Genomic DNA, 25,043 nt, shown 5'->3' on the forward strand with positions numbered 1-25,043 from the left:
GCGTCGACGCAATGAACCTGCTGTATTCCAATGACCGCAAGGCGGAGTTCCCGCCCAGCTGGTACGCCGCAACGGCACATCCGTTCGATCGCTTTCCCGCGCTTGAAGGCGAGCAAACGGCAGACGTCTGTATCGTCGGAGGCGGCTACACAGGGCTTTCGGCTGCTTTACATTTGGCTGAGGCCGGCTTCGATGTTGTTCTGCTCGAAGCTCATCGTGTGGGCTTTGGCGCATCCGGGCGCAATGGCGGGCAGTTGGGCAGCGCGCAACGTATGGATCAGGAAGATCTTGAGCGGCTTGTGGGTGACGCGGATGCGTCCAAGCTGTGGGATCTGGCCGAGGATGCCAAGGATTTGGTCAAATCGCTGATCACAAAGCACCAGATCGACTGTGATCTCAAACCCGGTATTGCGGTTCTGGGGTTCAATGATTCCGAGCGGGCTGAGTTGCACGATCACGCTGAGCATCTGTCGGGCAGATATAACTACGATCAAATCGAACCTCTGGGTGCCGAAGCCGCGCGCGAACTTTGCCCTTCACCCGCTTATGCGGGAGGATATTTAGATCATGGAGCGGCGCATCTGCATCCGCTGAACTACGCGCTAGGACTTGCGCGCGCCGCTGTCAAGGCTGGGCTGAGGCTGTTTGAAGGCACCGAAGTTCTCGGTATTGATCAGGGTTCTCGCGTCACAGTACGCACGGACAAAGGCAATGTGACTGCAGATCACGTCATGCTGGCCTGCAATGGCTATCTGGGTGATCTGAACCGACAGGTTGCATCGCGCGTGATGCCCATCAACAACTTCATCGCGGCGACAGAACCTTTGGGCGAGGAGACTCAGAAGGTCTTGGCCAAGGACATTGCCGTTGCAGATACGAAGTTCGTGGTGAACTATTTCCGGCTCAGCGCGGATGGCAGGCTGCTGTTTGGTGGCGGCGAGAGCTATGGCTATCGCTTCCCCCAAGACATTGCCGCGAAAGTCCGCAAGCCAATGACCGAGATTTTCCCGCATTTGCGCGATGTGAAAATCGACTATGCGTGGGGTGGTACGCTGGGTATTACCATGCGGCGCATGCCGTATTTGGCCCGGCTGGCTCCGAACATTCTGTCCGCCTCGGGCTATTCCGGACACGGCGTCGGCACCGCGACCCATGCCGGACAGCTAATGGCGCTTGCAATTCAGGGCCAGTCCGAGGGGTTTGATACCATGGCCCGCGTGCCTGCCCTGCCTTTTCCGGGCGGTCCTGCGTTACGGTCACCGCTGTTGGTGCTGGCCATGACCTGGTACGCGATGCGCGACCGGCTTGGCATCTGAGCACGTCCTTTACGACATTTTGGTGAAATCTCGCCGACTTAGCGAAATGGGACTTGGCTTGCCAGCGCTTTGAATTTATATTTCCCAAAGATAAAATTCGGGAAATCCAAATATGACGCTTGTACCCAACGTTCATGAAGCCGAACCCATCCCCGCAGCAGCAAGAGACGCCATTGATGCACTGATGCAATCAGGCGATCTGTTTCGCTATACCGCGCCGCAGGATGCGCCTGTCGCCCTGCTGGAATCCGAGTTCGCCGAATTGCTTGGCACGAAATACGCGTTGGCGGTTTCGTCCTGTTCTGCCGCCCTGTTTCTGTCGCTCAAAGCGCTGGGTTTACCCCGCGATGCGCGGGTTCTGATTCCCGGATTTACCTTTGCAGCCGTCCCCTCATCCATTGTGCACGCAGATTGCATCCCTGTTCTGTGTGAAGTTGGCGAAAACTATCGTGTCGACATGGCCGATTTCGCTGCCAAGCTGGATAGCGTTCAGGCTGTGATCATCAGCCATATGCGCGGCCACACCTCGGATATGGACGCGATCATGGAGCTGTGTGACGCGCGTGACATTCCGGTGATCGAGGACGCCGCACACTCGCTAGGCACAACCTGGCATGGTCGCAATATTGGCACCATCGGCAAAGTGGGCTGCTTTTCGTTCCAGTCCTACAAGATGATCAATGCTGGCGAAGGCGGCATTCTGGTCAGCGACGACGCTGATCTTGTCGCGCGCGCGGTGATCATGTCGGGCGCTTACGAGCATAACTGGAAAAAGCACACAGGCTCGCCCGAGCTTGAGCGGGCGTTTGCCAAATGGCAAAACCAATTGCCTTTGTATAACCTGCGGATGAGCAATCTGAGCGCGGCCGTTATCCGCCCGCAGATACCCGAACTTGCGCGCCGTGTGCGTGACGGGTTGGCAAACCATGACTACGTGGCGGATCGCCTGAACACATCACCCTATATCGACGTCCCTGCCCCTCTGGCACCTGAACAGCGGGCACCGGATTCAATTCAGTTCAATCTGGTGGACCTCAGCGACGATGAAATCCGCGCCTTTGCTGAGGCTTCTGAGGCGCGCGGCGTCAAGGTTCAGGTCTTTGGCTTAAGTCAGGATAATGCAAGGGCCTTCTGGAACTGGCAGTTCCTGCCCGAGAAATTCGAGTTGCCTCAAACACGCGCGATGCTGATGAAAGCCTGCGATGTACGTCTACCCGTTCGCCTGACGCGCGAAGAGCTGGACGTGATCGCCGACATAGTGCTGGCATCTGTTGGCGAGGTTGTCGGGCCAATGCCGGTTTATGGGACCTGACGAAGCAAGACATCCGCATCAAACTGCTGGGTAGATAAAAACAGCGCATCAATGCCTTCGGGGGTTGGTGCGATGCGCGACAATATTCCGGCGACAGCGGGTCCGGCTTCGGTCTGCACCAGAAACGGAGCACCGGAATCTCCCATCATGACCGGGCAAATGGTGTGCATTAAGCCTTGCCCTGTTGGTTCGGATGCGCATGTATCAGTTCGGCTCAGCACATGTGGTCGAAGACCTGCATAGCCCGCGAACCAACCAATCTGCGGAACCGCCTTGTAAATATCCAGATAACCAACCTGTTCACCAATTGGGTCAGCCAGTTCCAAAACGGCCCAATCAAGATCGGCGCGGTTGTTGAACGTGCCTTCGGCCCGTTGTTCTGGATCCAAATAGTAGGCGGCAACCGGTGACACAGCAGAGGCTTCACCGCGCTGATAACCCGCTACAAAACGGATACTTGACGGCGGAATCCAGATGTTGCGGGCAGAGTTGTAAAGACAATGCGCAGCGGTCAGAACCAGACGTTCCGATACCAGCACGCCAGTGCAGTGCGAGCGCTGGCTACGGCTGGCAAAGTTAACGCGCCCGATGGCGCGCCATGGCTCTGCGGACGCATCCAGAATTTCGCGGGTGCGAATATCCCCACAGCCTTCGGCGGTATCCTGACCCATGGTACAAATCGGCTCCCACACCGATTTGAACTGGCCCTGAGCGAGCGTTGTTTGGGCCCAGATCATCGCGCATAGCACAGCCAGCCAGCGCATGGCTCGGGTTAGCTCAGCTTCGAAAGCTTTTGCTGCAGCTCGGCGAGTTGCTTCTTTATGTCATCCAGATCCTCTTTGGGTTCTGATGTCGCTTGAACCTCTTCGTCGCCACCGGACCAATTTCCGGCCAATCCCCCGGTCATGGCTTTGAGGAACGCTTTTTGCTGCGCTTGCATCGCCTCGAAGCCCGGCATCTGCGACATCGGGTTCATAGCGTTCATGTTCTCCATCATCTTGGTTTGGCTTTCGCGCAGCATTTCGAATGAGCTTTGCAGGAATTGCGGCATCATGCCTCCGCCCGGCACCATGTAGCTGCGCACCAGATCGTTCAGCACGTTGATGGGCAGCACGTTTTCGCCGCGACTTTCATGTTCGGCTATGATTTGAAGCAGATATTGACGGGTCAGGTCATCACCGGTTTTCAGATCAATGATCTGAACTTCGCGCCCTTCGCGGATAAACCCGGCGATATCTTCAAGCGTCACGTAATCGCTGGTCTCGGTGTTATACAGCCGACGGCTGGCATAGCGCTTGATCAGCAGAGGTTTATCTTGTTCTGGCACCCTGTACCCTCCCCAAGGATGATGCATTGCAGCAGAGGTTATGCGACTGCAGAACAAAAAGAAAGGGCAGGTCAATCGACCCGCCCTCTTGCGATTGCACCATTTGGGAGGAATGGGTGCTATGTCGCAGCAGTGCTTACTTTGCAGTTGCTGCTTTCTTTGCTGCAGCAGTCACCTCGTTGGTGGCTTTTTTGACAGCTGCGGTTGCATCTTCTGCAGCGTCTTTGCCAGCCGCCATCAGCAGCTCAACGGTTTCGGTCTGAACTTTTTTCGCGATCTCAGCGAAAGCAGCCAGGTTTTCAGCAGCAACTTCAGCCGACGCGCTTGCGAAGTCGGTTGCGGCTTTTGCGTAATCCGCAGGCTCGGTTTTTGCTTTCGACACCTCGGTCAGCTTGGCCAGAGTTTCTTTGGTCCATTTGTTCGAGATTTCAGCCGATTTCTCAGCTGCGTCCAGAGCAACACCCGACAGCTTTTCGTTCAGCGAAGCGGTCGATTTGAATGCATCTTCCAGAGCGGTTGTGTCAACCGGGAACGCGCCCATCATGTCTTTCAGGGTTGCGGTAAAGTCTTGGGTCTTTGCCATTGTCCTAAATCCTTCTAGCCGTTCCGGGCCCACCCCGGTTCTAATCAGCTTGAAGGCAATATGAATGCTGCATCGCAGCATTGCAAGTTTTTTCTTGCTGCATCGCAGAATAAATTTAGTTTCAAAATGAAATCAGCGGTTTGCCTTGACCAAAACATAGGTACCCGGAGCCGGGCAAAGGCGCGGATGATCCGAATCGCCAGTATCCCGAGCCGGAACCTGCTTGCCCGACCGCTTTTTTAACCATGCCTCCCACATCGGCCACCATGACCCTTCGTGGAAGTCGGCCTCGTTCAGCCATGTATCGGCATCAGACTTGAGATCAGGATTGGTGTAATGGCCATATTTCTTCTTGCTGGGTGGATTCACGATGCCCGCGATATGGCCGGATTCTGAGACCACGAAGGTCTTTGACTTGGATCCCATCTGCTGCACACCGCGATAGCAATCCTTCCAGGCGGCGATATGGTCCGTCTCACAGGTGATGGCCATCAGCGGCACGTCCACATCCTTGATATGGAGCTTATGCCCCATCAATTCGAACCCGTCGGCGACAAAATCGTTGCTCTGGCAGAGACCGCGCAGATATTGAATTGCCATCCTGCCGGGCAGGTTGGCCCCGTCTCCATTCCAGAACAGCAGATCGAAGGCTGGCGGTGTTTCACCCATCATGTAGCTACGGATCGCAGGCGTATAAATCAGATCCCTTGAACGCAGGAAGGACATCGTGCGCCCGATGATCCACGCCTTTAGAATGCCGTCTTTCGAGACCTGCTCTTCAATCCCGTCAACAAAATCATTCTGCAGGAAGGGCGTAAACTCGCCCTGCTCTCCAAAGTCTGTCAGGGTCGTAAAGAAGGTAGCTGATTTGACAGACTTGTCGCCACGTTGCTTCAACAGTGATAGCGTAAGACTAAGCGTCGTACCCGCAATACAATAGCCAACCGCATTGACCTGTTTGACCTTGCAGATATTCTTGGCCTCTTCGATGGCGGTCAGGAACCCTTCCTGAATGTAATCCTCCATCCCGATATCGGCATGCGAGCTATCTGCATTCACCCAACTGACTACAAACAAGGTGTAACCCTGCTCGGTGACCCATTTGATCAGGCTGTTCTGGGCCTTCAGGTCCAATATGTAGAACTTGTTGATCCAGGGCGGGAACAGAACGATCGGTGTTTCGTGCACCGTTTCAGTCACCGGCTTGTATTGGATCAACTCCATCATCCGGTTGCGATAAACAACGTCACCGGGTGTTGTCGCGATATTCCCGCCGATCTCAAAGGCGCTTTCGTCGGCCAGCCGAACAACCATTTCGCCGTCATTGGCCTCAAGGTCTGCCACCAGGTTCTCAAGCCCCTTGATCAGTGACTGACCCTCGGTCTCGATTGCCTTTTCCAGTGCATCCGGGTTAGTCGCCAGGAAGTTGGTGGGCGCCATCATGTCAATGATCTGCTGCGAGAAGTACTGAAGGCGCTGCTTGTCCTTGGCATCTATGTCATCAACCGATGCGACAGCTTGCGAGATTGCTTCTGCGTTGGTCTGGTATTGCTGACGGATAAGGCGAAAATAAGGGTTGGAGTCCCACATCGGATTGGAAAATCGTTTATCCTTGATCGTGGATTCAGGCTGCTCGTCCCCACCAGATGTCAGCGCCTTCTGCGCTTCGGCAAAGTTGAGAACCGACTTCCCCCAGTATTCAATTTGCTGCTCTAACAGCTTTGTCGGGTTTTGCCAGGCCTCTGCCCAGTAAGCAGTTGCTGCTTTTGCGAAAAGATCTTGATTCGGACCGTCCAAAGCGGGGGTATGCGGGGTTTTGCTGGCCATGATTTCGACAAGCCGTTTGGACAGGTCTTCGACCCTGCCCATATTTTCTTTAATTTTTTCAATATTTTCTTCAGTCAATTTAGGTGCTTGGCCGTCGGTAGTTGTCATTTTAACAATATCCCCGTAGTCTCGCTGCTATGCAGAATAACGTCGTGGGCGTCGGGGGGCAAAGCGGCGAATGGTCCAGACTCTCAAGCCGATACCGAGGAGACACATTCGATGCGCTACATGCTGACCTACGACTTGATGGAGACTATGCGTAACACCAACCAGTGGCTTGGTGCAACTGCAAGCGCAATGGCGTCTTACCCCATTTTTTCGATGACACCGAACCCGGCGTTCAACTGGATGTCTGCTTGGGGCGAAGTGACCGAGCGTACATTTCAGCGTATGATCGTCAAGCCTGATTGGGGCATTCACACCTTCACCTGTGAAGATGGCAAGGACCATCTTGTCGACATTACACCTGTGATGGAGCGCCCCTTCGGCGACCTTATCCATTTCCGTGTGAATGGCCGTGAAGAACAGCCTCGCAAGGTTTTGCTGGTGGCGCCGATGTCCGGCCACTACTCCACGCTGCTTCGTTCGACTGTCAAAAGCCTGCTGGTCAATTGTGAAGTCTACATCACTGATTGGCATAACGCGCGCGATATCCCCGTTTCCGAAGGTAAATTCGATGTCGAGGATTACACGCTCTACCTTGTCGATTTTATGAAAGAGTTGGGGCCGGACACTCATGTTGTGGCCGTCTGTCAGCCCGCACCTCTGACGCTTGCTGCGACCGCTTATCTAGCCGAAGTCGAGCCCAAGGCGCAGCCAAGTACGCTGACGCTGATCGGCGGCCCGGTCGACCCCGACGCAACACCAACCGAAGTCACTGATTTCGGGCGTCGTGTGACCATGGGCCAATTGGAAGAAACCATGATCCAGCGGGTTGGTTTCAAATACAAAGGCGTTGGCCGGATGGTTTATCCGGGGCTTTTACAGCTTGCCTCGTTCATGTCGATGAACGCGGAACGTCACTCCAAAGCATTCACCGATCAGATCCTTCGTGTCGTTCGCGATGAAGCCTCAGAGCATGATGCCCATAACCGGTTCTACGATGAATACCTTGCCGTGATGGATATGACGGCCGAGTTCTATCTGTCGACAGTCGAGCGGATTTTCAAAAACCGAGAGATTGCCAGGAACGAGTTTGTGGTTGCTGGCCACAAGGTCGATATCGGCAAGATCACGGACGTTGCCGTCAAGTCGGTCGAAGGCGCGAATGACGATATCTCGGCCCCCGGACAGTGCATAGCCGCACTTGATCTTTGCACCGGTCTGCCGGACAGCAAGAAAGCCAGCCATGTGGAGCCCGGAGCAGGCCACTATGGTATCTTTGCAGGCCGCAGCTGGCGCGACAACATTCGCCCGCTTGTGATTGATTTCATGAATGAAAATAGCCGCAAGCCACGACGTCGCGCCGCCAATAGCAACAAAGTGGCATGACGGGAACCGCGGCAAAGGATCTCTCCTTTAGCTGCGATTGCGGTGCGCTCACCGGGCACATCACGCAACAGGGCGTGAAATCCGGTACGCATGTTGTGTGTTTCTGCCACGATTGCCGCGCTGCTCAGTTGTACTTCAATCAGCCAGACCCAGCACCCGGACCGATCGAGATTCTCCAGATGGCACCGGAAGAGATCGTGATCGACACCGGCGCAGAACATCTTGCCGCGATGCAGCTAAGCCCAAAAGGCATGCTGCGATGGTATGCCAAATGCTGCAACGCTCCGCTGGCAACGACACCGTTGACCCCCAAGTTTCCGTTTGCCGGTTTCATCGTTAAACGCATCCCTGACGCCAGCAGTCTGGGCCCCATTACCACACGTGGATTCGTGCCCGGATCTAATGGCAAGCAATCTCATGAAAAAGTTCGCTATGCCGCCTTTGGCTTGCTGAAACGCGTTCTGAAATCACGCCTGTCCGGAAGCTGGAAACTAACCCTTTTCTTCAAGTCCGAGACGGGTGCACCGGTCGCGCAGCCAACCATTTTGACCAAAGAAGAACGCGCGGCTTTCTACGACTAGGTCAGCCGCAAGGGCGTCTTCAACCAATCCTGCAACATTGCATTTACGCGTTCGGGCGTTTCCAGCGTTGGAAAATGCCCTGCTTCGTCAACCACTTGTAGCCTTGCATCCGGGATAAGGTCGGCTAGAAAGGATTGCTTCCGAACAGTATTTTCCGCGTCATGGGTACCGCAAATGATCAAGGTCGGCGCTTGAACGCGGCGCAACGCGCCCTGCTGATCGGGACGACGCTGCAAAGTGCGCATCTGGCGCACGAACACATCCGGACCCAAATCCTCGGCCATTTGCAGAGCATCGTTCAGGATCGGAATGCGTTGTGCCCCGGGGGCCAATATATCGGAACCGATTACCTTGCGCATCACATCGCTTAGTCGACCAGACTGCGCCGCAACAATCAGATCTTCGCGGCTTGCTGCGATCTGAGGCGTGTCGGCCTGCGCATCTGTTGCGATCAGACAAAGCCGAGACACCCTTTCTGGCGCACGCCGCACAATTTCAAGCGCGACGCTACCGCCGAGATCAAACCCACACAGCGCAAACCGATGCGGCAATTGATCCAGCAGAACCGAGGCGATCTCTTCAAGCCGCTCGCCGCCAGTGATTGGCGCGATCATGACCGCTCTTTCTTGCGACAAAGCGGTGATCTGCGCACGAAATAGCCTAGCGTTACACATCAGTCCGGGCAGCAAAACCATTGGCTCAATCACCTCGGCGCCCTCCGCTCGTTTCTATTGTTTTGTTCCAGAATGAGAGCTTTGCCAACGTCTGGCAAGCCGAACTTCAGGGATATTTAATAGCACGGAATGGCGGGAAATCAGCGTACCGAGCCTGCCTTTGGGCTAGTGGTTCGTTGGGTTCAGCCCCGGGCCGCAACAAGCAGCCGCGCGGCGCGATATAACTGTCGATGCGCCTAGCAGGTTTAGGCCGCCACACCAGATTGAACGCGCAGAGTTTCGGAAAAAACCAAATCTCTGAGTAGTCCAGATGGTCATGCATCCACCAGGCAAGATCCCGCCAATCTCGCCCCTTTGCGTAGCGGTCGGCAAACCACGGGATCACCACCGAAGCTCCGGCCACGCGCGCATCGCCGTCATCCCAATCCCAGATGTGGCACTCCAACGGGTTGTCGTTGCGGGCGCAATTCAGCTTGTTCTCATTTCCGTACTGATTCAGAGATCGTGAGCGATAGCCCGAGCGCACGGCGACACGGCCAAAAGTCTCCTCCAGCGGATCCATCAGCGTTTCGCAAAAGGCACGTCCAGTTTCGATCGCAAGATCAGGATCGTCCGGGATGTTCTGGCGCGCGTGAAAGTTTCCGATCTCGGAATACAGGAAATCCCGCATAAAGAAATGCCGGGATAAGCGCACCCGACCCAACGTTTCAAGGCTCCACATACTGCCCGGTCTGCGCATGATCAGCCCCCGCTTTGTCCTTGAATTCCCTGCTCGGACAGCCAGTCCAATATACCCGCGACTGCAGCGTCGGTCTGACCCGGCGACATCAAACGCCCCGCGATAACATGCGAGGCCGGATCGTCCCCCGGCCCCATTGTCACAAGCTTTACCGCCGCAGGGCCACTCCAGGCCTCGGCCACCTGATGAGTCCGGTCCGGCCTTACCACCTGATCGTCATCCGAGAACCAAAACAGCGCCGGGATCTGGGCAGTCGAGAAATCCAGCGCGTAGACCGTATCCACAAGGGCAGACATCGGTACGACTGCTTCCCACGGGTAAATGACCGTCCAGTATTTGTTTTTCTCTGGGTCAGCGCTGGATACATCCCGCGCATCCCCCATCAGCAAAGGCAACCATTCTCGTGCCCACGGCATAGACGGCACCCAAGCCGCAAATGTGTTTACGCCGAAATTCGGCGACACGAACACTAACGCGGCCACGTCTTCGCTCAGCTCAGAATCCAGCGCGGCCGCCGCTGCCAACGTGCCGCCCGTGGACGTCGAAATCACAACGACCCGCTCACCGACCGCACGTGCGGCGGCTAACGCTTCGGCCGTATCCAGCATCCATCCTGACGCCGTGGCTTCCGCCATCGCATCGCTATCTCGCCCATGCCCTTGAAGCCGGGTGTAAACAAGGTTCGCACCTAATGCATTCGCCACTTGGTCTGGCACTGGTCTGATCTCTTCGGATGAGGCTGAAAACCCATGGAGGTAGAGCACCGAATAAGTTGTGCGTCGCTCATAATACCCATCCTGCCAGACCACGCGCTTCTCAACACCCGGCACAATGTCGTCAAAGGTGGATTCGATGCTTTCAAAATAGACCTGCACGCCTTCGCCAAACTTGCGCGGATCGAAACGCGGATGCAGGTCCACTGGTTCGCGCGGGCCGAAGAAGTACAGCGCCCCCCCCACCAGCAACAATCCCAGAAGAAGTCGCCCCAAAATCCAGCCAAAGCGCTGCATCAGATGGCCCCCATCACGTCCTGAAGAGCTTCCTCGATCAATCTCAGACACGGACCATCCGAGAACCTATGATCGGCGTCTTTGACCAGCAACAACTGCATATCCGGGCCGGTCGCATGATCCAACAGGCGCACCGCAGTCTGGGTTGAGACTGCAGTATCAGCCGTGCCTTGCAAGAAACGTACCGGGAAAGGCAGATCAAGGGGTGAGCGCAGAACCAACCGCTTGCGCCCATCCTCAATCATCCGCTTGGTGATGACATAGGGCTCCATATAATCCGACGGCAGTTCCACATGTCCAATGGCCTCAAGATCCGACTTCTGCTGATCCGAAAACGAGGCCCAATACCCGTCCTCGGTGAAATCCGGCGCTGCTGCGATTGTCACCAAACCCGCAATCCGATCGGGCATCGCGCGCGCCAGCAACAATGCCTGCCATCCACCCATGGATGATCCGACAACCACCAAGGGTCCATCGGTTAGCTCAGACAACGCCGCAAGCGTATCCTCATGCCAGTCCCCGATACAGCCATCTGTAAACGCGCCCGAGCTTTCACCATGCCCCGAATAGTCAAAGCGCAAAAACCCCTGCCCGCGCGCCTGCGTCCAAGCCTCAAGATGCACCGCCTTGGTGCCTTCCATATCCGATTTGAGCCCACCCAGAAAAACAATGGTCGGCCCCGCCCCTTCACTCTTGTGATAGGCCAACCTTCGCCCTTGCGCTGTCTCCAGAAAATCCGTCGCTGCCATGAAAACCTCATCTATGTTTCCCGCATCATGCACGCCCCACCCGCAAGCGCAATTCCCCGATCCCCCTTCATCTGGCCACAAATATCCCGGGGAGCCGCCATTGGCGCGCCATTGGTTCGTGCGCCAATCGCGGCGGGGCTGGCCCCTCGCTCCCACCCTTGACACCTGTGTCCCCACCTGCGACATGAGCCGAACACACATAACCCGCAACCGGGCGTTCAGTGGGCGCCAAACCGACGAGGAGAGCCGATATGGCCCTGGACTCACAGTCAGTCTCCCTTACTTTTCCCGATGGCAATTCCCGAACCTACGATGCAGGCGTGACGCCCGCGCAGGTTGCTGCCGATATTTCGACCTCGCTGGCCAAAAAGGCCATCTCGGCCACGGTGAATGGCCAGCACTGGGACCTGCAATGGCCCATCGAGGCTGATGCGCAGATCGCCATCCACACGATGAAGGACGAGGCGCAAGCCAATGAGCTGATCCGTCACGATCTGGCTCATATCATGGCCCGTGCCGTGCAGGAGATCTGGCCTGACACCAAAGTCACCATCGGCCCCGTGATCGACAACGGCTGGTATTACGACTTCGACCGGGTCGAACCGTTCACCCCTGAAGACCTCGGGAAGATCGAGAAAAAGATGAAAGAAATCATCAACAAACGCGACGCCGTGACCACCGAGGTCTGGGATCGTCAGCGCGCGATCGATTTCTACACGCAGAACAATGAGCCTTATAAGGTCGAACTCATCGACGCCATTCCGGGCGACGAACCCCTGCGCATGTATTGGCACGGCGACTGGCAAGACCTGTGCCGTGGCCCGCATTTGCAGCATACCGGTCAGGTTCCGGGCGATGCGTTTAAGCTGATGAGCATCGCGGGCGCCTATTGGCGTGGCGATAGCTCGCGCCAGATGCTGCAGCGCATCTATGGCGTGGCGTTCACCGGCAAGGAAAAGCTCAAGGCGCATCTGCACATGCTGGAAGAGGCCGCCAAACGCGACCACCGCAAGCTGGGCCGCGAGATGGACCTGTTCCACATGCAGGAAGAGGCTCCGGGTCAGATATTCTGGCACCCCAACGGCTGGACCATTTATACCCAGCTGCAGGACTACATGCGTCGCGCACAGCATCGCGGCGGTTATGTCGAGGTGAACACACCACAGGTTGTTGACCGCAAGCTATGGGAACGCTCAGGCCACTGGGATAAATATCAGGAAAATATGTTCATCGTCGAAGTTGATGAAGAACATGCCCGCGAAAAGGCGATTAACGCGCTCAAGCCGATGAACTGCCCCTGCCATGTTGAGATTTTTAAACAGGGCCTGAAATCCTATCGCGACCTGCCACTGCGCATGGCCGAGTTCGGCTCGTGTGCGCGGTATGAACCGTCGGGCGCGCTGCATGGGATCATGCGGGTGCGTGGCTTTGCGCAGGACGATGCGCATATCTTCTCGACCGAAGATCAGATCGGCGATGAATGCGCGCGCTTCATCGGGTTCCTGACGGACGTCTATAAAGATCTCGGGTTTGACAGCTTTAAGGTCAAATTCTCGGACCGCCCGGAACAGCGCTCGGGATCAGATGAAGTTTGGGACCGCGCTGAAGAAGCTCTGCTGACAGCGACTCGGGCGGCAGGTGTTGAACCGGAACTGAACCCGGGCGAAGGTGCATTCTATGGGCCAAAACTGGAATTCGTTCTGACCGACGCGATTGGCCGTGACTGGCAATGTGGCACGTTCCAGGTGGATTTCGTTCTGCCCGAACGGCTGGACGCCACCTATATCGGTGCAGATGGTGCAAAACATCGCCCTGTCATGCTGCACCGCGCTTGCCTTGGCTCGTTCGAGCGTTTTATCGGCATCCTGATCGAAGAGCACGCAGGCAAACTGCCCTTCTGGCTGGCCCCGCGTCAGGTCGTGGTCGCCTCGATCACGTCCGAGGCGGATGAGTACGTTCTGGAAGTGGTTGAGACGCTCAAAACTGCAGGCATCCGCGCCGAGGCGGATATCCGCAATGAAAAGATCAACTACAAGGTCCGCGAACATTCGGTCGGCAAAGTGCCTGTCATTCTGGCGGTTGGCCATCGCGAAGTCGAAGAGCGGACTGTGACCGTCCGGCGTCTGGGTGAAAAACAAACTCAGGTTCAATCGCTTGAGACTGTAACAAATGAGCTGAGCCAGGCGGCAACCCCGCCCGATTTGCTGTAACAATCGGCAAACAAGCGCTAACAATTCGGCCCTCAGATCGGGGCCGAATTGAAACATTTTCCATTTTTCAATTCAAAAACAATTTGTTAACCTGCAAGAGTGCATGACGATCTTTGACGGGGTTGTGAGACACGGGCTCGTGAATTCAACTCTCGCCTCCGAGCTACTACCTTTGTCATTGTCACAAGCAGACATACGCAGTCATTAAAAGGATTACCGAGATGTCGAACACTGCAAAAACCCTGGTTATCGCAAGCGCCGTTGCCGCTGCTGTTTCAGGTGCCGCCACAACCGCAACTGCTCAAGCAAAAGAGAAATGCTATGGCGTTTCGCTGGCCGGTCAGAACGATTGTGCAGCCGGCCCCGGTACCACATGCGCAGGCACCTCGACCGTTGACTATCAGGGCAACGCATGGACCCTGGTTGACGCCGGTACTTGCGCCGACATCGAGCTGCCAAAAACAGCAGATGGTTCGGATCGCAAAGGCTCGCTCGAGCCGCTGGATCGCGACCTGCCCGCATAAGGCTTTTCCGAATGAACCGGAAAGGGCGGGCAAGATCGCCCGCCCTTTCCACGTGATCAGGGGATTTGCACATGTTGGACAACGCGCTCAGATCGAACCGGCTGCCTGCGGCACCGGGCGTGGGCTATAAGCCGCAGCATTTCTCGCAGATTCTAGAACAGGCCAAGCCTGTGGCGTGGCTGGAAATCCATGCTGAGAACTACATGGGCGATGGCGGTAGACCGCTGGCCCAGCTACGCCACTTATCCGAACAGTTTCCCATTTCCGTTCACGGCGTCGGCCTTTCCATCGGAGGTGAAACCCCGCTGGACCCCGATCATCTGGCGCGCCTGAAACATCTGGTTGGCTGGTTGAACCCCGCGAGCTTTTCGGAACATCTGGCGTGGTCCACCCATGATAGCCACTTCCTGAACGACCTGCTGCCCCTGCCCTATACCGACGCCACGCTTGCCCGCGTTTGCGATCACATCGATCAGGTGCAAGATGTTGTCGGGCGGCAAATGCTGTTAGAGAACCCCTCCAGTTATTTGGCGTTCAAAGAAAGCACATGGTCCGAGCCCGATTTCCTGCGCGAAATCACACGGCGCACCGGGTGCGGGCTTTTGCTGGACGTGAACAATGTCTTTGTTTCAGCCACCAACCTGGATTTTTCACCTCAGGGCTATATCGATGCCTACCCACTGGAGCAGGTTGGAGAGATTCATCTGGGCGGTCACGACGAAGACGAAGATGACCACGGGCATCCCTTGCTGATCGACAGCCACGGGCGCGAGGTGGTCGATCCGGTTTGGGCTTTGCTGGACTATGTTCTGGACAAATCCGGCCCCAAACCCCTGCTGATTGAATGGGACACCGATGTGCCGGATTGGCCCGTTCTGCGTGCAGAAGCAGAGCGCGCGCAAAAAGCCCTGGATCGTGTGCCTGCATGAGTGTGTCGCAAGCAACATTCCACGGTGCATTGCTGGACGCCAGTCAGCCGATCCCGGATGGGTTGCTGGATGCCGAGGCGCAACCAGCCGGGCGCCGTTTTAGTGTCTATCGCAACAACGTCGCTGTTTCGCTGACTGAAGCAATGCATCAGGCTTTCCCGGTTATCACAAAACTGCTGGGACCGCAGAACATGGATGGGCTGGCCGGGATATTCTTGCGTCAGCATCCACCGTCCTCACCATTGATGATGTTTTATGGCGAGGAATTCCCTGCGTTCCTGGAAGGCATGGAACAGCTTTCTCATCTTGGGTATTTGCCAGATGTCGCCCGGTTAGAGCTGGCTTTGCGGCGCGCCTACCACGCGGCAGATGGCCAAGCCATTGAGGCCGAAGCGCTTTCGATCCCGCCCGAAGATTTGATGCAAGCCCGGCTAAACTTGGCCCCAGCTTTGCAAGTGCTTCGTTCGGATTGGCCTGTTTATGCGATCTGGCTTTTCAACACTCAGGAAAATGCCCCCAAGCCTGAGGCTGAGGCTCAGGCTCAGGATGCACTGATCACGCGCCCTGAATATGATCCCATGCCTCATCTGCTCCCACCCGGCGGCGCGGACTGGATCGCACGAATTCAGGATGGACAAACCATCGGCGCGGCATTTGAAGCCACCGTGGTCGAGACGCCCGACTTTGACCTTGGAACCACTCTGGCACTGCTTCTGCAGGGCGGTGCAATAACTTCTGTGACTATCGAAAGGCTGGACACATGACTGCCCTCATCTCAACCTACAATAATGCGATGGAAAAAGCGGATCACGCGTCCGGTTGGCTAACACCAACTCTGGCTCGGGTAGTCTTTATCGCCGTTTTGTTTGTTTACTACTGGAATTCGGCGACGCTGAAAATCGACGGCTCGATCTTTACGCCGTCTGCCGGAGCTTTCGGGCAAATCTTTCCCAAAGCTGCCGAAGCCGTGCTGTATGACGTCACCCAGATGACCTTTTTCCAGCGAATAGTCATCTTCTTTGGCACAGTCGCTGAATTTGTCCTGCCCGTACTGTTGCTGGTGGGCCTGCTGACGCGCATCGCCGCGCTTGGCATGATCGGCTTTGTATGGGTCCAAACGCTGACCGATGTCACAGGCCATGGTGTTAAACTGGGTGGTTTGTTCGACAATGCCATCACGCTGATGGATCAGCGCGTGATGTGGACCTTCCTGTTGCTGGTCATCGTGATCAACGGCGCAGGCCCGCTATCGCTGGATCGGCTGCTGCGCCTTAAGTGATCTAGAAATGCGCCTTGGGCTCGTCCGGTTTTCCTGCGGCGAGCCCAAGCAATCCTGCCACGCCCGCAAAGGCAATCGGGAACATGGTGAAGACGCCGAAACCAAAGGCGTAATACATCCCTGCCGCAGAAATTAGCAGCAAAACACCAGCGACCAACGCTCGCGAATGGGCCATCGCGCCACCAACAATCGCCAAAAGTGGTGCAACAATCGAAGCGGTCTGGATCAATTCGGGGTTTTGCACCTGCTCTGCGATGCCTTCGATCTCACCAAACCGGTCGATCAATTCTACAAATCCGTAGCCGAAAAATCCGACAATCATTCCGATCAGCCCGGCAATCACGCCCAGTATCATGGCTGCGTTTCGCATTCAAAGGTCTCCGATTGTTGCCTGTGTCACATAGGCAGTCCTTCAGGCAACACCAAGGGCCTGTCGGTTCTCAGCCGTCCAACCCAGATACATCTGACCCTCCGCTTCAATCAAAGGACGCTTCATCAGCGTTGGATGATCAACCAGCAAATCAAGCACCGGCCGATTTCGCGTTACTTCATCCAATCCACGCCAAGTTGTTGACCGCGTATTGAGCAAGGCTTTGCCGAATGTCTCATACGCCGCTGACAAGACTGTTTGAGGAACACCTTCGGCGCGGACGTCAATAAAATCGGCACTTGGAAGTGATTTCAATGCCTTACGGCACGTATCGCAATTCTTTAACCCGTAAAGGCGCATATTTGTCTGTCCCTATTACTGCTGCAATTTTGGACAACCCACTTAGGCTGCCCCAGTTATTCTTGATTTTTTACTTCACCGTGCAATGTTGAAAAAGACGAAACACGCAACGCGGGCTGTATCGTGTGGGCGAACAGTGATGCGTTGCGGTCTTGTCAGGCACTGCCCCCACCAATTTGTGGGACAACGTGAAAGTAGAAGGAGACACGGGAAATGCCAACCGGCACCGTGAAATGGTTTAATACAACCAAAGGCTATGGTTTTATTGCGCCCGATGAGGGTGGCAAAGATGTGTTTGTTCATATCTCGGCCGTAGAACGATCCGGTCTGACCGGACTCGCTGACAATCAGAAAGTCTCGTACGAGTTGCAGGACGGACGTGACGGCCGCCAGATGGCTGCTGATTTGAAGCCGCTGTAAGGCAAGGCCCGCCCAGGCGGGAAATTAGATAAGGTTGACGGCCAATTTCCGGCCGTTAACCGTTACCAACCATGGAACGCGCCCATTTCGGGACGCGCTCATTTTTCTTTTGATCAACCTTCGCGTATGACCGTCTCAAACTCGCGCCATTCCCGCGCAGTCATGCCCGAGTTTTCCTGGGTCACATTCTCACCGCTCAGCATGCGGCGCAGGCAAGTTACCATCTGCGCTGAAAGGTTGACCGCGCCCAGGCGATAATCCTCAAACGCGCGATACGCAAACGGCACCCAGTCGGCGACGATCTTGCACATGGTTTCGGCGTAGACCCGGATCTCGTATTGGGCGTGTGGATCTGCGCGCAGACGGAGGAAGTGGAACAGGTTGTGCAAATCAACCTTCCAGTACCATTGCGTGTAAATATTCGCAGGCAGATTCATGCGCGCCAACTCTCGCGCCAGCCCTTGCTGGCCGTCCTGACCAATCATCGCCTCGTAATTGTCATAGCAGCGGGCACTGTCGGCCTTGAGGATTTCCAGAACACGCGCGGCCTCTTCACCTTGCAACGCGTCACCGCGGCCCTGATTGTTGACTTCGGATTGGGCTGCCACATGCTCGGGTGCCGGGATGTAAAATTCGCGGTCGAGAATTGAATAGCGCGCCGAATATTCATTTACATTTGCTGTCCGGTGACGAATCCACTGGCGCGCCACAAAGACCGGCAGTTTGACGTGCAATTTAATTTCGCACATCTCAAACGGGGTCGAATGCCAGTGACGCATCAGATAGCGGATCAACCCTTCGTCATTTTGAACCGATTTAGTACCTTTTCCATATGATACACGCGCAGCCTGACAAATCGCTGCATCGTCACCCATGTAGTCGATAACGCGAACAAATCCGTGATCCAGCACCTGATGCGCCGTGTACAGATGATCTTCCATCCCTTCGGCAACGACGCGGCGGGTCGGGCTCGACTGTGCGCGCTGAGCTTCGATCTCGGCCAATTGGTCGGAAGACAGAGGCATGAAATTATCCTTTCCAGCAATGAGTCGCCCACCACTATATATCGACAAACCCGCCATCGGAACCGCGATATGTGCGGCGCATTGCGCGAATTCAGAATTGTGTCTCGCCCGCCCCTCGACATCAGATGACGGCGCGCTAAGGTGCTGCGCATCACAATTAATGTAAGGAATGTCGCGATGGGGCTGAAATACCTCCACACCATGCTTCGCGTAAAGGATCTTGAGAAATCTATAGCGTTTTATGAACTTCTAGGTCTGAAAGAAACCCGCCGCTATGAAAGCGAAGCGGGCCGGTTTTCACTCATCTTTCTTGCCCCACCGGGACAAGAAGATGCGCCGATTGAATTGACCCATAACTGGGATGGCGATGACGCATTGCCCAGCGATAGCCGCCATTTTGGCCACCTCGCCTATGGCGTCGACAACATCTACGAAGTTTGCCAGCACCTTCAGGATAATGGCGTTGTGATCAACCGACCACCGCGTGACGGGCGCATGGCTTTTGTGCGTTCGCCCGACAATGTCTCAGTCGAATTGCTTCAGAACGGCGAGGCGCTGGAACCGGCCGAACCCTGGGCCAGCATGGAAAGCACCGGCCACTGGTGATCCGCTGGTTGCCATCTCTGGGGCTGTCTATTTCAGGCAGCCCTATTTGGGCCGAGCAATGCAGGCTCGCGCTGGCCCTCGCGATGGATATTTCAACCTCGGTTGATGCTGCTGAGGATGCGTTGCAGCGAAAAGGGTTGGCCGCTGCTTTGATAGCGCCCGAGGTGCAAGAGGCATTCTTTGTTTCTCCACAACCTGTCGCATTGGCGGTTTACGAATGGTCCGGCAGTTTCAACCAGAAATTATTACTGGATTGGCAACTGATTGAGACCGCCGCCGATCTGGTGACCGCCGCACACCGCATAGGACTATCCGAGCGATCCGCCAATGATTCACCTACCGCCATGGGTCACGCTCTGGCCTATGGTGCCAGGCTGATGCAACGTGCACCGCGCTGCCTGTTTCAAACCATCGATATCTCGGGCGATGGCAAAAACAACGATGGCTACGGGCCGCAGATTGCGTACAAGCATTTTCCGTTCAACAATACGACTGTGAATGGACTTGTGATCAACGCCGCGGATTTCGAAGGCGAAATCGACCTGATCCAGTTCTTTCAGGATACTGTTCTATACGGCCCAGGTGCTTTCTTGGAAATCGCTGCGGGATTTGACGATTTTGAACGCGCGATGCGCCGCAAGCTTGAACGGGAATTGAAAGGCCTTGAACTCAGTGCAATTCATCCGGATGCGGTAGAATGATCCGCCTGTGGGCAATGCTACTTTGTCTGGTGGCAGGCCCATTGGCTGCACAATGCCGACAAGCTCTGGCACTTGGTCTGGATGTGTCGGGCTCGGTCGACAGTCAGGAATACCGGCTGCAACTCAATGGTCTTGCCGCTGCTATTAACGATTCTGATGTCGTTGGCCTGATCCTGTCTAACCCCTCCGCCCCTGTCAGAATTGCGATCTTTGAGTGGAGCGAACCGGGCCATCAGCGGCTTTTGTTGGACTGGACCGAGATCAAAACTCCCGCAGATCTGCAACGCATCAGTCAGCTTCTTGAAACGACGGGGCGCTCTTCGGCGCCTCAGGGAACTGCGGTCGGGTCGGCAATGTCTTACGGTGCAGAACTCCTGATGGCGCAGACCCAGTGTTGGAGACGAACCCTGGACTTGTCAGGTGATGGCAAACACAATCTCGGCCCCCATCCGCGCGCTATCAAAGAGGCCCTGCAGGCCAACGGACTTACAATCAACGGTCTTGTTATAGGTGCCGACGATCCAGTTCATGGCGACAAGCGCTATGTTCAGATTGGGGAGCTATCGGCCTACTTCAATACCTGGGTCATCATGGGGCCCAACGCTTTTGTCGAAGTTGCGCTGGGTTTCGAAGCTTACCAAGAGGCGATGACCCGCAAATTGATCCGCGAACTGGACGGTTTGAGCTTGTCCGGGGTCAAGCCACCCCAACGTTCAGTAAATATAGCGGATCTGGTCAGTCCAATAGCGCTCGACCCGCCGCAGTGAGTTCGTGATCTCTTCGATCCCATCCGTCGCGATCACGTCTCGGTTTTGCAAGCCTTCCGCGTGGCGGGCAAACAGGTCGGATACGATGTCGCGAATCTCGCGCCCGCGAGGCGTTAGCCGAACCCTGACCGAGCGGCGATCAATCTCGCATCTCTGATGATGCATATAGCCCATCTCGACCAGTTTCTTGAGATTGTAGCTGACATTGCTGCCTTGATAGTATCCCCGGCTTTTCAACTCTCCAGCGGTGACTTCGTGATCGCCGATGTTGAACAGCAGCAGCGCTTGAACGGCGTTGATTTCCAAAACGCCAACGCGTTCAAATTCATCTTTGATGACATCCAGAAGCAAGCGGTGCAGGCGTTCAACCAGCGCCAACGCCTCAAGATAGCTGGTCATGAACCCTTTGGTCCCGGGCGCGGCGACCTGTAACTCTATACTCATCCGATCCTCCGATTCATCGCGCTGTTTCTGAAAACATGACGCGAATTTCCGAAAAATCGGTTAAGCCAGATTATTGCTTATTTCTGAAAGGTTTGCGCGATGTCCGCTATCAGGTCAGCTAACGGTGCTGGCGGGGCGGCTTGACCAGTGACCCATTGGTACAGATCCTGATCGTTCTCATGCAGCAAGGCATCGTAGGTGTTCAGCTCTTCTTCATCCATCAAAGGCAGATTGCGATCAGCATAGGCACTCAGGATCAAATCCATCTCTTTGATCCCACGCCGCATCGAGCGCATTTTCATCCGCTTGATCCGTGTTTCACGGGGTTCTGTCATTGATTGCGTTCCAGTTTAAGGCGCAGCGATTTTTCGACTCTGGCCAAGCGCTCAGAACTCGCACGCATCTCACCCCGGATCGTGCGCAATTCTGCCACCAGATCACGCATTTCCGAATCCACGTCCCCGTTCAGGCTGGTCTCGTCCATACCGTCGCCTTCTCCGGTCAGGAGCCACATGATCGAGACATTCAGCAACCCGGCCATCATCGACAGTTTATTGGCCCGAGGTTCCGACAGGTCATCTTCCCATGAGATGATCGTAGCCTTCTTAACCCCAAGTCGACGAGCCAACTGAGTCTGGGTCATCCCTGCAACTTCGCGCGCGCCTGCAACGCGATCTCCGAAGGTTGCTGTGTCCGGTCCGAACCAGTCCGTCTCGTCGTTCATTGAGGTCTCCAACAGGTGGGTGCAATTGGCTTGATCGTTATTTCGGCGCACCCTATGACAGTCAGGCTGAACATACAAACCGAGGCCGATCATGAGTTTCCTGTCTGCGACATTGTCACGCGTAAAACCTTCGCCCACGATCGCGATGACAGCGAAGGCGGCCGAATTGAAAGCCGCAGGGCGCAATGTCATTGGGCTGAGCGCGGGTGAGCCCGACTTTGACACGCCGCAGAACATCAAAGACGCAGCTGTCGCGGCAATTGCAGCAGGCAAGACCAAATACACCGCACCAGATGGTATTCCCGAGTTGAAACAGGCGGTCTGCGCCAAGATGAAGCGCGATCACGGGTTGGACTACACGCCTGCTCAGGTCTCGGTCGGAACCGGAGGCAAGCAGACCCTCTATAACGCGTTGATGGCAACGCTGAATGAGGGAGATGAGGTTGTCATCCCGGCGCCCTATTGGGTCAGTTACCCGGACATGGTGCTGTTGGCCGGTGGTACACCGGTGATCGCCGAAACCTCGCTGCAGACTAATTTCAAACTGACAGCGGATCAGTTAGAAGCGGCAATTACGCCCAAAACGAAATGGTTCATCTTCAACTCTCCGTCCAATCCGACTGGTGCGGGCTATAGCCGAGCGGAGTTGAAAGAGCTAACTGACGTGCTGATGCGGCACCCCCATGTCTGGGTGATGACCGACGATATGTACGAACATCTGGCCTATGACGGGTTCGAATTCTGCACCCCAGCGCAGGTCGAGCCTGGGCTTTATGACCGGACGCTCACATGCAACGGTGTCTCAAAAGCCTATGCCATGACGGGTTGGCGCATCGGTTATGCTGCAGGTCCTGTTGAATTGATCGCAGCGATGCGCAAGGTGCAGTCACAATCCACCTCGAACCCCTGTTCGGTCAGCCAATGGGCTGCGCTTGAAGCCCTGAATGGGACGCAAGATTTTCTTGCACCAAACAATGAGATCTTCAAACGCCGCCGCAATCTTGTCGTCGAGATGCTGAACCAGATCGACGGGATTTCCTGCCCGACACCTGAAGGCGCATTCTATGTCTACCCATCGATCGCTGGCCTAATCGGAAAAACCACTCCAACTGGCACCGTGATCGACTCGGACGAGGCGTTTGCAATCGCTCTTCTTGAAGAGGCCGACGTCGCCGTGGTGTTTGGCGCTGCCTTCGGCCTTTCGCCCAATTTCCGCGTCAGCTATGCAACCTCGGATGAAGCCTTGACCGAAGCCTGTACGCGCATCCAGAAGTTCTGCGCGGCCTTGAGCTGAGGTTCCCATGTCGACAGCCCTGCCCGAATACTATTTCCGCGTACGTGAAAATGGCGCGGCGGTGTTCAAGATCGACACAGAAAACCGCCAGCGTCGAATTGAGATGGACCAGATCGCGGTGATCAACATCCGCAATGGCGAGGTCAAGCCGCAGGGCCAGCGTGTTCTGAGCGATGCCGACAAAGCCGAAATCGCACGTTGGATGGAAGACCGAGCCGCCCTGCTGGCCCGCCGCGACATGGATGACATTCACCGCGCGGTCGATCACCTGAATCTGACGACACAGTGGGCGCAGTCCAAAGCCACGGACGAGCAACTGGAGGAGATCACGGACAGGCTGTTGATGGCTATGCACGATCTGCGGTCGGTTCTGGTTCGCAAGAAATCAGACAGGATCAGCAAGGGATAGCCCCTTAGGCGGGGACTTCTCCAACATAACGCACAGATCGCAACCAAAAGCGGGCCATCAGAAGAACCGCGGCGCAGGCAAGGCCCAGAACAAGGCCAAGCCAGACACCGATCCCCTCCATCCCCTGTACGAATCCAAAGAAATACGAAGACGGGATGCCAATCACCCAATAGCTAAGCGCGGCCATCACCATCGGCATTTTGGCATCCTGCAAACCACGCAGCAGGCCCAGCGCGATCACCTGTGCGCCATCCACAAGCTGGAACAATGCCGCCATGGCCAGCAGTCCGGTGCCGATCATCAAGATCTGAGGCCGCTGTGGATCATTGGCCTCCATGAACAGCGAAATCAAAGGCTCAGCACAAGTCAGGAACAGGATGACCGTCAGGACCGACATGATCAGAGACATCCCCGTTACCGTAATCGCGCCCTTTTCTAGATGAGCACGATCGCGACGGCCCAGCGCATTGCCCGCTCGGATGGTCGCGACATTCGACAGCCCCAGGTGCACCATGAACGTAGCAGATGCGAGGTTCAGCGCGATGCCATGCGCTGCCAGCGGCACCGGACCCAGCCAGCCCATCATGACGGCCGAGATCGCGAACAGCGACACCTCGGCCAGCGTTGTTAGGCCAATAGGCACACCCAAACGCAGGACGTTCATGAACATCTCCCAATCCGGGCGCCAAAAGCGTTGGAACAGGCTGTGTTCTGGCAGCGCACGCACCGCATAGATCACGACCGCAACAAGCGACACGATCTGTGTGACCACCGAGGCGATCGCCGCACCAGTAACTCCCAACTCGGGTGCACCCCAATTACCGAAGATCAGGGCATAGTTCGTCACGCCATTAACCACGGCAGCCACAACTGTAATCCACAGCACTATCTGCGTGCGTTCAAGCGCGGCCAGATAGGACTTCAAAACCATCACCAGCAACGCCGGGAACAAACCCCACCCTGCCACGCGTAGGTATTGTGATGCAGTTTCAGCGACTTGCGGCTCTTGCTTCAAGGCAATAAGCACCGGATAGGACCACCACATCAACGGCACAGTCACCGTTGCGTAAATCAGCGAAAGCCATAGCCCCATGCGCGTCGAACGACGAATGCTGGTTTCATTTTCTTCTGCAGCTGCGGTCGCCACCATCGGCATCACTGCCCAGCCAAACCCGGCACCAAACAAGAACAGTACAAAGTAGTAGCTATTGGCCAGCGTGACTGCAGCCAGCGCCTCGACCCCGTACCAGCCCAGCATGACTGTATCGGTTAAACCAATCGCATACTGTGCCAGATGCCCGCCGATTAACGGCAAGCCCAGCACCGTAATCGCGCGTAAATGGCCGGGATATGTCATCACCTTGTTCATTCC

At 55.9% G+C, this 25,043-nt stretch carries 30 protein-coding genes; 15 read left to right on the forward strand and 15 right to left on the reverse strand.

Annotated elements, in window-relative coordinates:
• The first annotated feature begins 11 nt into the window (after positions 1 to 11).
• Together ACR0NN_RS04065 and ACR0NN_RS04070 are read left to right on the forward strand one after the other, a co-directional pair.
• The gene (locus tag ACR0NN_RS04065; protein WP_170719916.1) at positions 12 to 1,316 is read left to right on the forward strand and encodes an NAD(P)/FAD-dependent oxidoreductase; all 1,305 of its coding nucleotides are present in this window, start codon (positions 12 to 14) and stop codon (positions 1,314 to 1,316) included.
• A gap of 112 nt (positions 1,317 to 1,428) precedes the next feature.
• Complete coding sequence (locus tag ACR0NN_RS04070; RefSeq protein ID WP_170719918.1) at positions 1,429 to 2,628, forward strand: aminotransferase class I/II-fold pyridoxal phosphate-dependent enzyme; 1,200 nt, start codon at positions 1,429 to 1,431, stop codon at positions 2,626 to 2,628.
• Here the strand turns inward: ACR0NN_RS04070 and ACR0NN_RS04075 are convergent.
• The 4 genes from ACR0NN_RS04075 to ACR0NN_RS04090 all read right to left on the reverse strand — a co-directional run bounded on the left by ACR0NN_RS04075 (position 2,616) and on the right by ACR0NN_RS04090 (position 6,473).
• Positions 2,616 to 3,392, reverse strand: coding sequence for a trypsin-like serine protease (locus tag ACR0NN_RS04075; protein WP_170719920.1), 777 nt, complete (start codon positions 3,390 to 3,392; stop codon positions 2,616 to 2,618). The two genes, ACR0NN_RS04070 and ACR0NN_RS04075, sit on opposite strands and share 13 nt — an antisense overlap.
• Positions 3,393 to 3,400: 8 nt before the next feature.
• Positions 3,401 to 3,955 carry a polyhydroxyalkanoate synthesis repressor PhaR gene (phaR, locus tag ACR0NN_RS04080; RefSeq protein ID WP_170719922.1) on the reverse strand — a complete coding sequence of 185 codons (555 nt, stop codon included), beginning with the start codon at positions 3,953 to 3,955 and terminating at the stop codon, positions 3,401 to 3,403.
• A 136-nt stretch (positions 3,956 to 4,091) separates the two neighbouring features.
• Positions 4,092 to 4,538: a phasin family protein gene (locus tag ACR0NN_RS04085; protein WP_170719924.1), complete on the reverse strand. Its 447-nt coding sequence runs from the start codon at positions 4,536 to 4,538 to the stop codon at positions 4,092 to 4,094.
• Between the two features lie 132 nt (positions 4,539 to 4,670).
• The gene (locus tag ACR0NN_RS04090) at positions 4,671 to 6,473 is read right to left on the reverse strand and encodes a class I poly(R)-hydroxyalkanoic acid synthase (protein WP_170719926.1); all 1,803 of its coding nucleotides are present in this window, start codon (positions 6,471 to 6,473) and stop codon (positions 4,671 to 4,673) included.
• Between the two features lie 111 nt (positions 6,474 to 6,584).
• On the opposite strand from ACR0NN_RS04090, the gene phaZ reads away from it, so the two are divergent.
• Together phaZ and ACR0NN_RS04100 are read left to right on the forward strand one after the other, a co-directional pair.
• On the forward strand, positions 6,585 to 7,856 hold the full coding sequence (gene phaZ / locus ACR0NN_RS04095; protein ID WP_170683084.1) for a polyhydroxyalkanoate depolymerase: 1,272 nt from the start codon (positions 6,585 to 6,587) through the stop codon (positions 7,854 to 7,856).
• Positions 7,853 to 8,437 carry a DUF6151 family protein gene (locus tag ACR0NN_RS04100; protein ID WP_170719928.1) on the forward strand — a complete coding sequence of 195 codons (585 nt, stop codon included), beginning with the start codon at positions 7,853 to 7,855 and terminating at the stop codon, positions 8,435 to 8,437. Before phaZ ends, ACR0NN_RS04100 begins: the two co-directional genes overlap by 4 nt.
• Here ACR0NN_RS04100 and ACR0NN_RS04105 read toward each other — a convergent pair.
• From ACR0NN_RS04105 to ACR0NN_RS04120, 4 genes are all read right to left on the reverse strand, one after another.
• The gene (locus ACR0NN_RS04105; protein WP_480683937.1) at positions 8,434 to 9,132 is read right to left on the reverse strand and encodes an alpha/beta fold hydrolase; all 699 of its coding nucleotides are present in this window, start codon (positions 9,130 to 9,132) and stop codon (positions 8,434 to 8,436) included. The two genes, ACR0NN_RS04100 and ACR0NN_RS04105, sit on opposite strands and share 4 nt — an antisense overlap.
• 85 nt (positions 9,133 to 9,217) lie before the next feature.
• Entirely contained in the window at positions 9,218 to 9,832 is a 615-nt protein-coding gene (locus ACR0NN_RS04110; RefSeq protein WP_170720205.1) for a hypothetical protein, read from the reverse strand.
• 20 nt (positions 9,833 to 9,852) lie between these two features.
• Complete coding sequence (locus ACR0NN_RS04115; protein ID WP_170720207.1) at positions 9,853 to 10,860, reverse strand: alpha/beta fold hydrolase; 1,008 nt, start codon at positions 10,858 to 10,860, stop codon at positions 9,853 to 9,855.
• Positions 10,860 to 11,609 (reverse strand): alpha/beta hydrolase, encoded by a 750-nt coding sequence (locus ACR0NN_RS04120; protein WP_170719933.1) that lies wholly within the window; start codon positions 11,607 to 11,609, stop codon positions 10,860 to 10,862. Before ACR0NN_RS04120 ends, ACR0NN_RS04115 begins: the two co-directional genes overlap by 1 nt.
• Positions 11,610 to 11,860: 251 nt before the next feature.
• Here ACR0NN_RS04120 and thrS point away from each other — a divergent pair, with 251 nt between their 5' ends.
• The 5 genes from thrS (at position 11,861) to ACR0NN_RS04145 (ending at position 16,551) form a co-directional block, all read left to right on the forward strand.
• Positions 11,861 to 13,819, forward strand: coding sequence for a threonine--tRNA ligase (thrS, locus tag ACR0NN_RS04125; RefSeq protein ID WP_170719934.1), 1,959 nt, complete (start codon positions 11,861 to 11,863; stop codon positions 13,817 to 13,819).
• A gap of 221 nt (positions 13,820 to 14,040) precedes the next feature.
• The gene (locus ACR0NN_RS04130) at positions 14,041 to 14,343 is read left to right on the forward strand and encodes a BufA1 family periplasmic bufferin-type metallophore (RefSeq protein WP_170683089.1); all 303 of its coding nucleotides are present in this window, start codon (positions 14,041 to 14,043) and stop codon (positions 14,341 to 14,343) included.
• Between the two features lie 71 nt (positions 14,344 to 14,414).
• Positions 14,415 to 15,272, forward strand: a complete 858-nt coding sequence (gene bufB / locus ACR0NN_RS04135; protein ID WP_170719936.1) for an MNIO family bufferin maturase — start codon at positions 14,415 to 14,417, stop codon at positions 15,270 to 15,272.
• Positions 15,269 to 16,036 carry an HvfC/BufC family peptide modification chaperone gene (locus tag ACR0NN_RS04140; RefSeq protein WP_480683940.1) on the forward strand — a complete coding sequence of 256 codons (768 nt, stop codon included), beginning with the start codon at positions 15,269 to 15,271 and terminating at the stop codon, positions 16,034 to 16,036. The genes bufB and ACR0NN_RS04140 overlap by 4 nt, the downstream gene beginning before the upstream one ends.
• Entirely contained in the window at positions 16,033 to 16,551 is a 519-nt protein-coding gene (locus ACR0NN_RS04145) for a DoxX family membrane protein (RefSeq protein ID WP_170719941.1), read from the forward strand. The genes ACR0NN_RS04140 and ACR0NN_RS04145 overlap by 4 nt, the downstream gene beginning before the upstream one ends.
• Position 16,552: 1 nt before the next feature.
• Here the strand turns inward: ACR0NN_RS04145 and ACR0NN_RS04150 are convergent, their stop codons facing one another.
• Entirely contained in the window at positions 16,553 to 16,921 is a 369-nt protein-coding gene (locus ACR0NN_RS04150; RefSeq protein ID WP_170719943.1) for a hypothetical protein, read from the reverse strand.
• A gap of 42 nt (positions 16,922 to 16,963) precedes the next feature.
• Positions 16,964 to 17,281, reverse strand: coding sequence for an ArsC/Spx/MgsR family protein (locus tag ACR0NN_RS04155; RefSeq protein ID WP_170719945.1), 318 nt, complete (start codon positions 17,279 to 17,281; stop codon positions 16,964 to 16,966).
• Between the two features lie 213 nt (positions 17,282 to 17,494).
• Between ACR0NN_RS04155 and ACR0NN_RS04160 the strand changes: the two genes are divergently transcribed.
• Positions 17,495 to 17,701, forward strand: coding sequence for a cold-shock protein (locus ACR0NN_RS04160; RefSeq protein WP_008758035.1), 207 nt, complete (start codon positions 17,495 to 17,497; stop codon positions 17,699 to 17,701).
• 113 nt (positions 17,702 to 17,814) lie between these two features.
• Here the strand turns inward: ACR0NN_RS04160 and thyX are convergent, their stop codons facing one another.
• Positions 17,815 to 18,726: an FAD-dependent thymidylate synthase gene (gene thyX / locus ACR0NN_RS04165; protein WP_170719947.1), complete on the reverse strand. Its 912-nt coding sequence runs from the start codon at positions 18,724 to 18,726 to the stop codon at positions 17,815 to 17,817.
• 177 nt (positions 18,727 to 18,903) lie between these two features.
• On the opposite strand from thyX, the gene ACR0NN_RS04170 reads away from it, so the two are divergent.
• Genes ACR0NN_RS04170 through ACR0NN_RS04180 form a run of 3 tightly spaced genes read left to right on the forward strand, consistent with a single transcriptional unit; the run spans position 18,904 to position 20,800 of the window.
• Positions 18,904 to 19,332 (forward strand): VOC family protein, encoded by a 429-nt coding sequence (locus tag ACR0NN_RS04170; RefSeq protein ID WP_170683486.1) that lies wholly within the window; start codon positions 18,904 to 18,906, stop codon positions 19,330 to 19,332.
• Positions 19,329 to 20,033 (forward strand): DUF1194 domain-containing protein, encoded by a 705-nt coding sequence (locus ACR0NN_RS04175; RefSeq protein WP_170719950.1) that lies wholly within the window; start codon positions 19,329 to 19,331, stop codon positions 20,031 to 20,033. The genes ACR0NN_RS04170 and ACR0NN_RS04175 overlap by 4 nt, the downstream gene beginning before the upstream one ends.
• Positions 20,030 to 20,800 (forward strand): DUF1194 domain-containing protein, encoded by a 771-nt coding sequence (locus ACR0NN_RS04180; protein ID WP_480683943.1) that lies wholly within the window; start codon positions 20,030 to 20,032, stop codon positions 20,798 to 20,800. The genes ACR0NN_RS04175 and ACR0NN_RS04180 overlap by 4 nt, the downstream gene beginning before the upstream one ends.
• Here ACR0NN_RS04180 and ACR0NN_RS04185 read toward each other — a convergent pair.
• The 3 genes from ACR0NN_RS04185 to ACR0NN_RS04195 form a co-directional block, all read right to left on the reverse strand.
• Positions 20,747 to 21,244: a winged helix DNA-binding protein gene (locus tag ACR0NN_RS04185; protein WP_170683098.1), complete on the reverse strand. Its 498-nt coding sequence runs from the start codon at positions 21,242 to 21,244 to the stop codon at positions 20,747 to 20,749. The genes ACR0NN_RS04180 and ACR0NN_RS04185 overlap by 54 nt on opposite strands.
• 77 nt (positions 21,245 to 21,321) lie before the next feature.
• Positions 21,322 to 21,579 carry a succinate dehydrogenase assembly factor 2 gene (locus tag ACR0NN_RS04190; protein WP_170719954.1) on the reverse strand — a complete coding sequence of 86 codons (258 nt, stop codon included), beginning with the start codon at positions 21,577 to 21,579 and terminating at the stop codon, positions 21,322 to 21,324.
• Positions 21,576 to 21,968, reverse strand: coding sequence for a helix-turn-helix domain-containing protein (locus ACR0NN_RS04195; protein WP_170719955.1), 393 nt, complete (start codon positions 21,966 to 21,968; stop codon positions 21,576 to 21,578). The genes ACR0NN_RS04190 and ACR0NN_RS04195 overlap by 4 nt, the downstream gene beginning before the upstream one ends.
• Positions 21,969 to 22,059: 91 nt before the next feature.
• Here ACR0NN_RS04195 and ACR0NN_RS04200 point away from each other — a divergent pair, with 91 nt between their 5' ends.
• Entirely contained in the window at positions 22,060 to 23,262 is a 1,203-nt protein-coding gene (locus ACR0NN_RS04200; RefSeq protein ID WP_170719957.1) for a pyridoxal phosphate-dependent aminotransferase, read from the forward strand.
• 7 nt (positions 23,263 to 23,269) lie between these two features.
• Positions 23,270 to 23,671: a hypothetical protein gene (locus ACR0NN_RS04205; RefSeq protein ID WP_170683101.1), complete on the forward strand. Its 402-nt coding sequence runs from the start codon at positions 23,270 to 23,272 to the stop codon at positions 23,669 to 23,671.
• 4 nt (positions 23,672 to 23,675) lie between these two features.
• On the opposite strand, the gene ACR0NN_RS04210 is transcribed toward ACR0NN_RS04205, so the two are convergent.
• A complete protein-coding gene (locus ACR0NN_RS04210) occupies positions 23,676 to 25,040 on the reverse strand; it encodes an MATE family efflux transporter (RefSeq protein WP_170719960.1) in 1,365 nt (454 codons plus the stop codon).
• Positions 25,041 to 25,043 lie beyond the last annotated feature (3 nt).

The sequence above is a fragment of the Ruegeria sp. BA2 genome, from assembly GCF_056539605.1.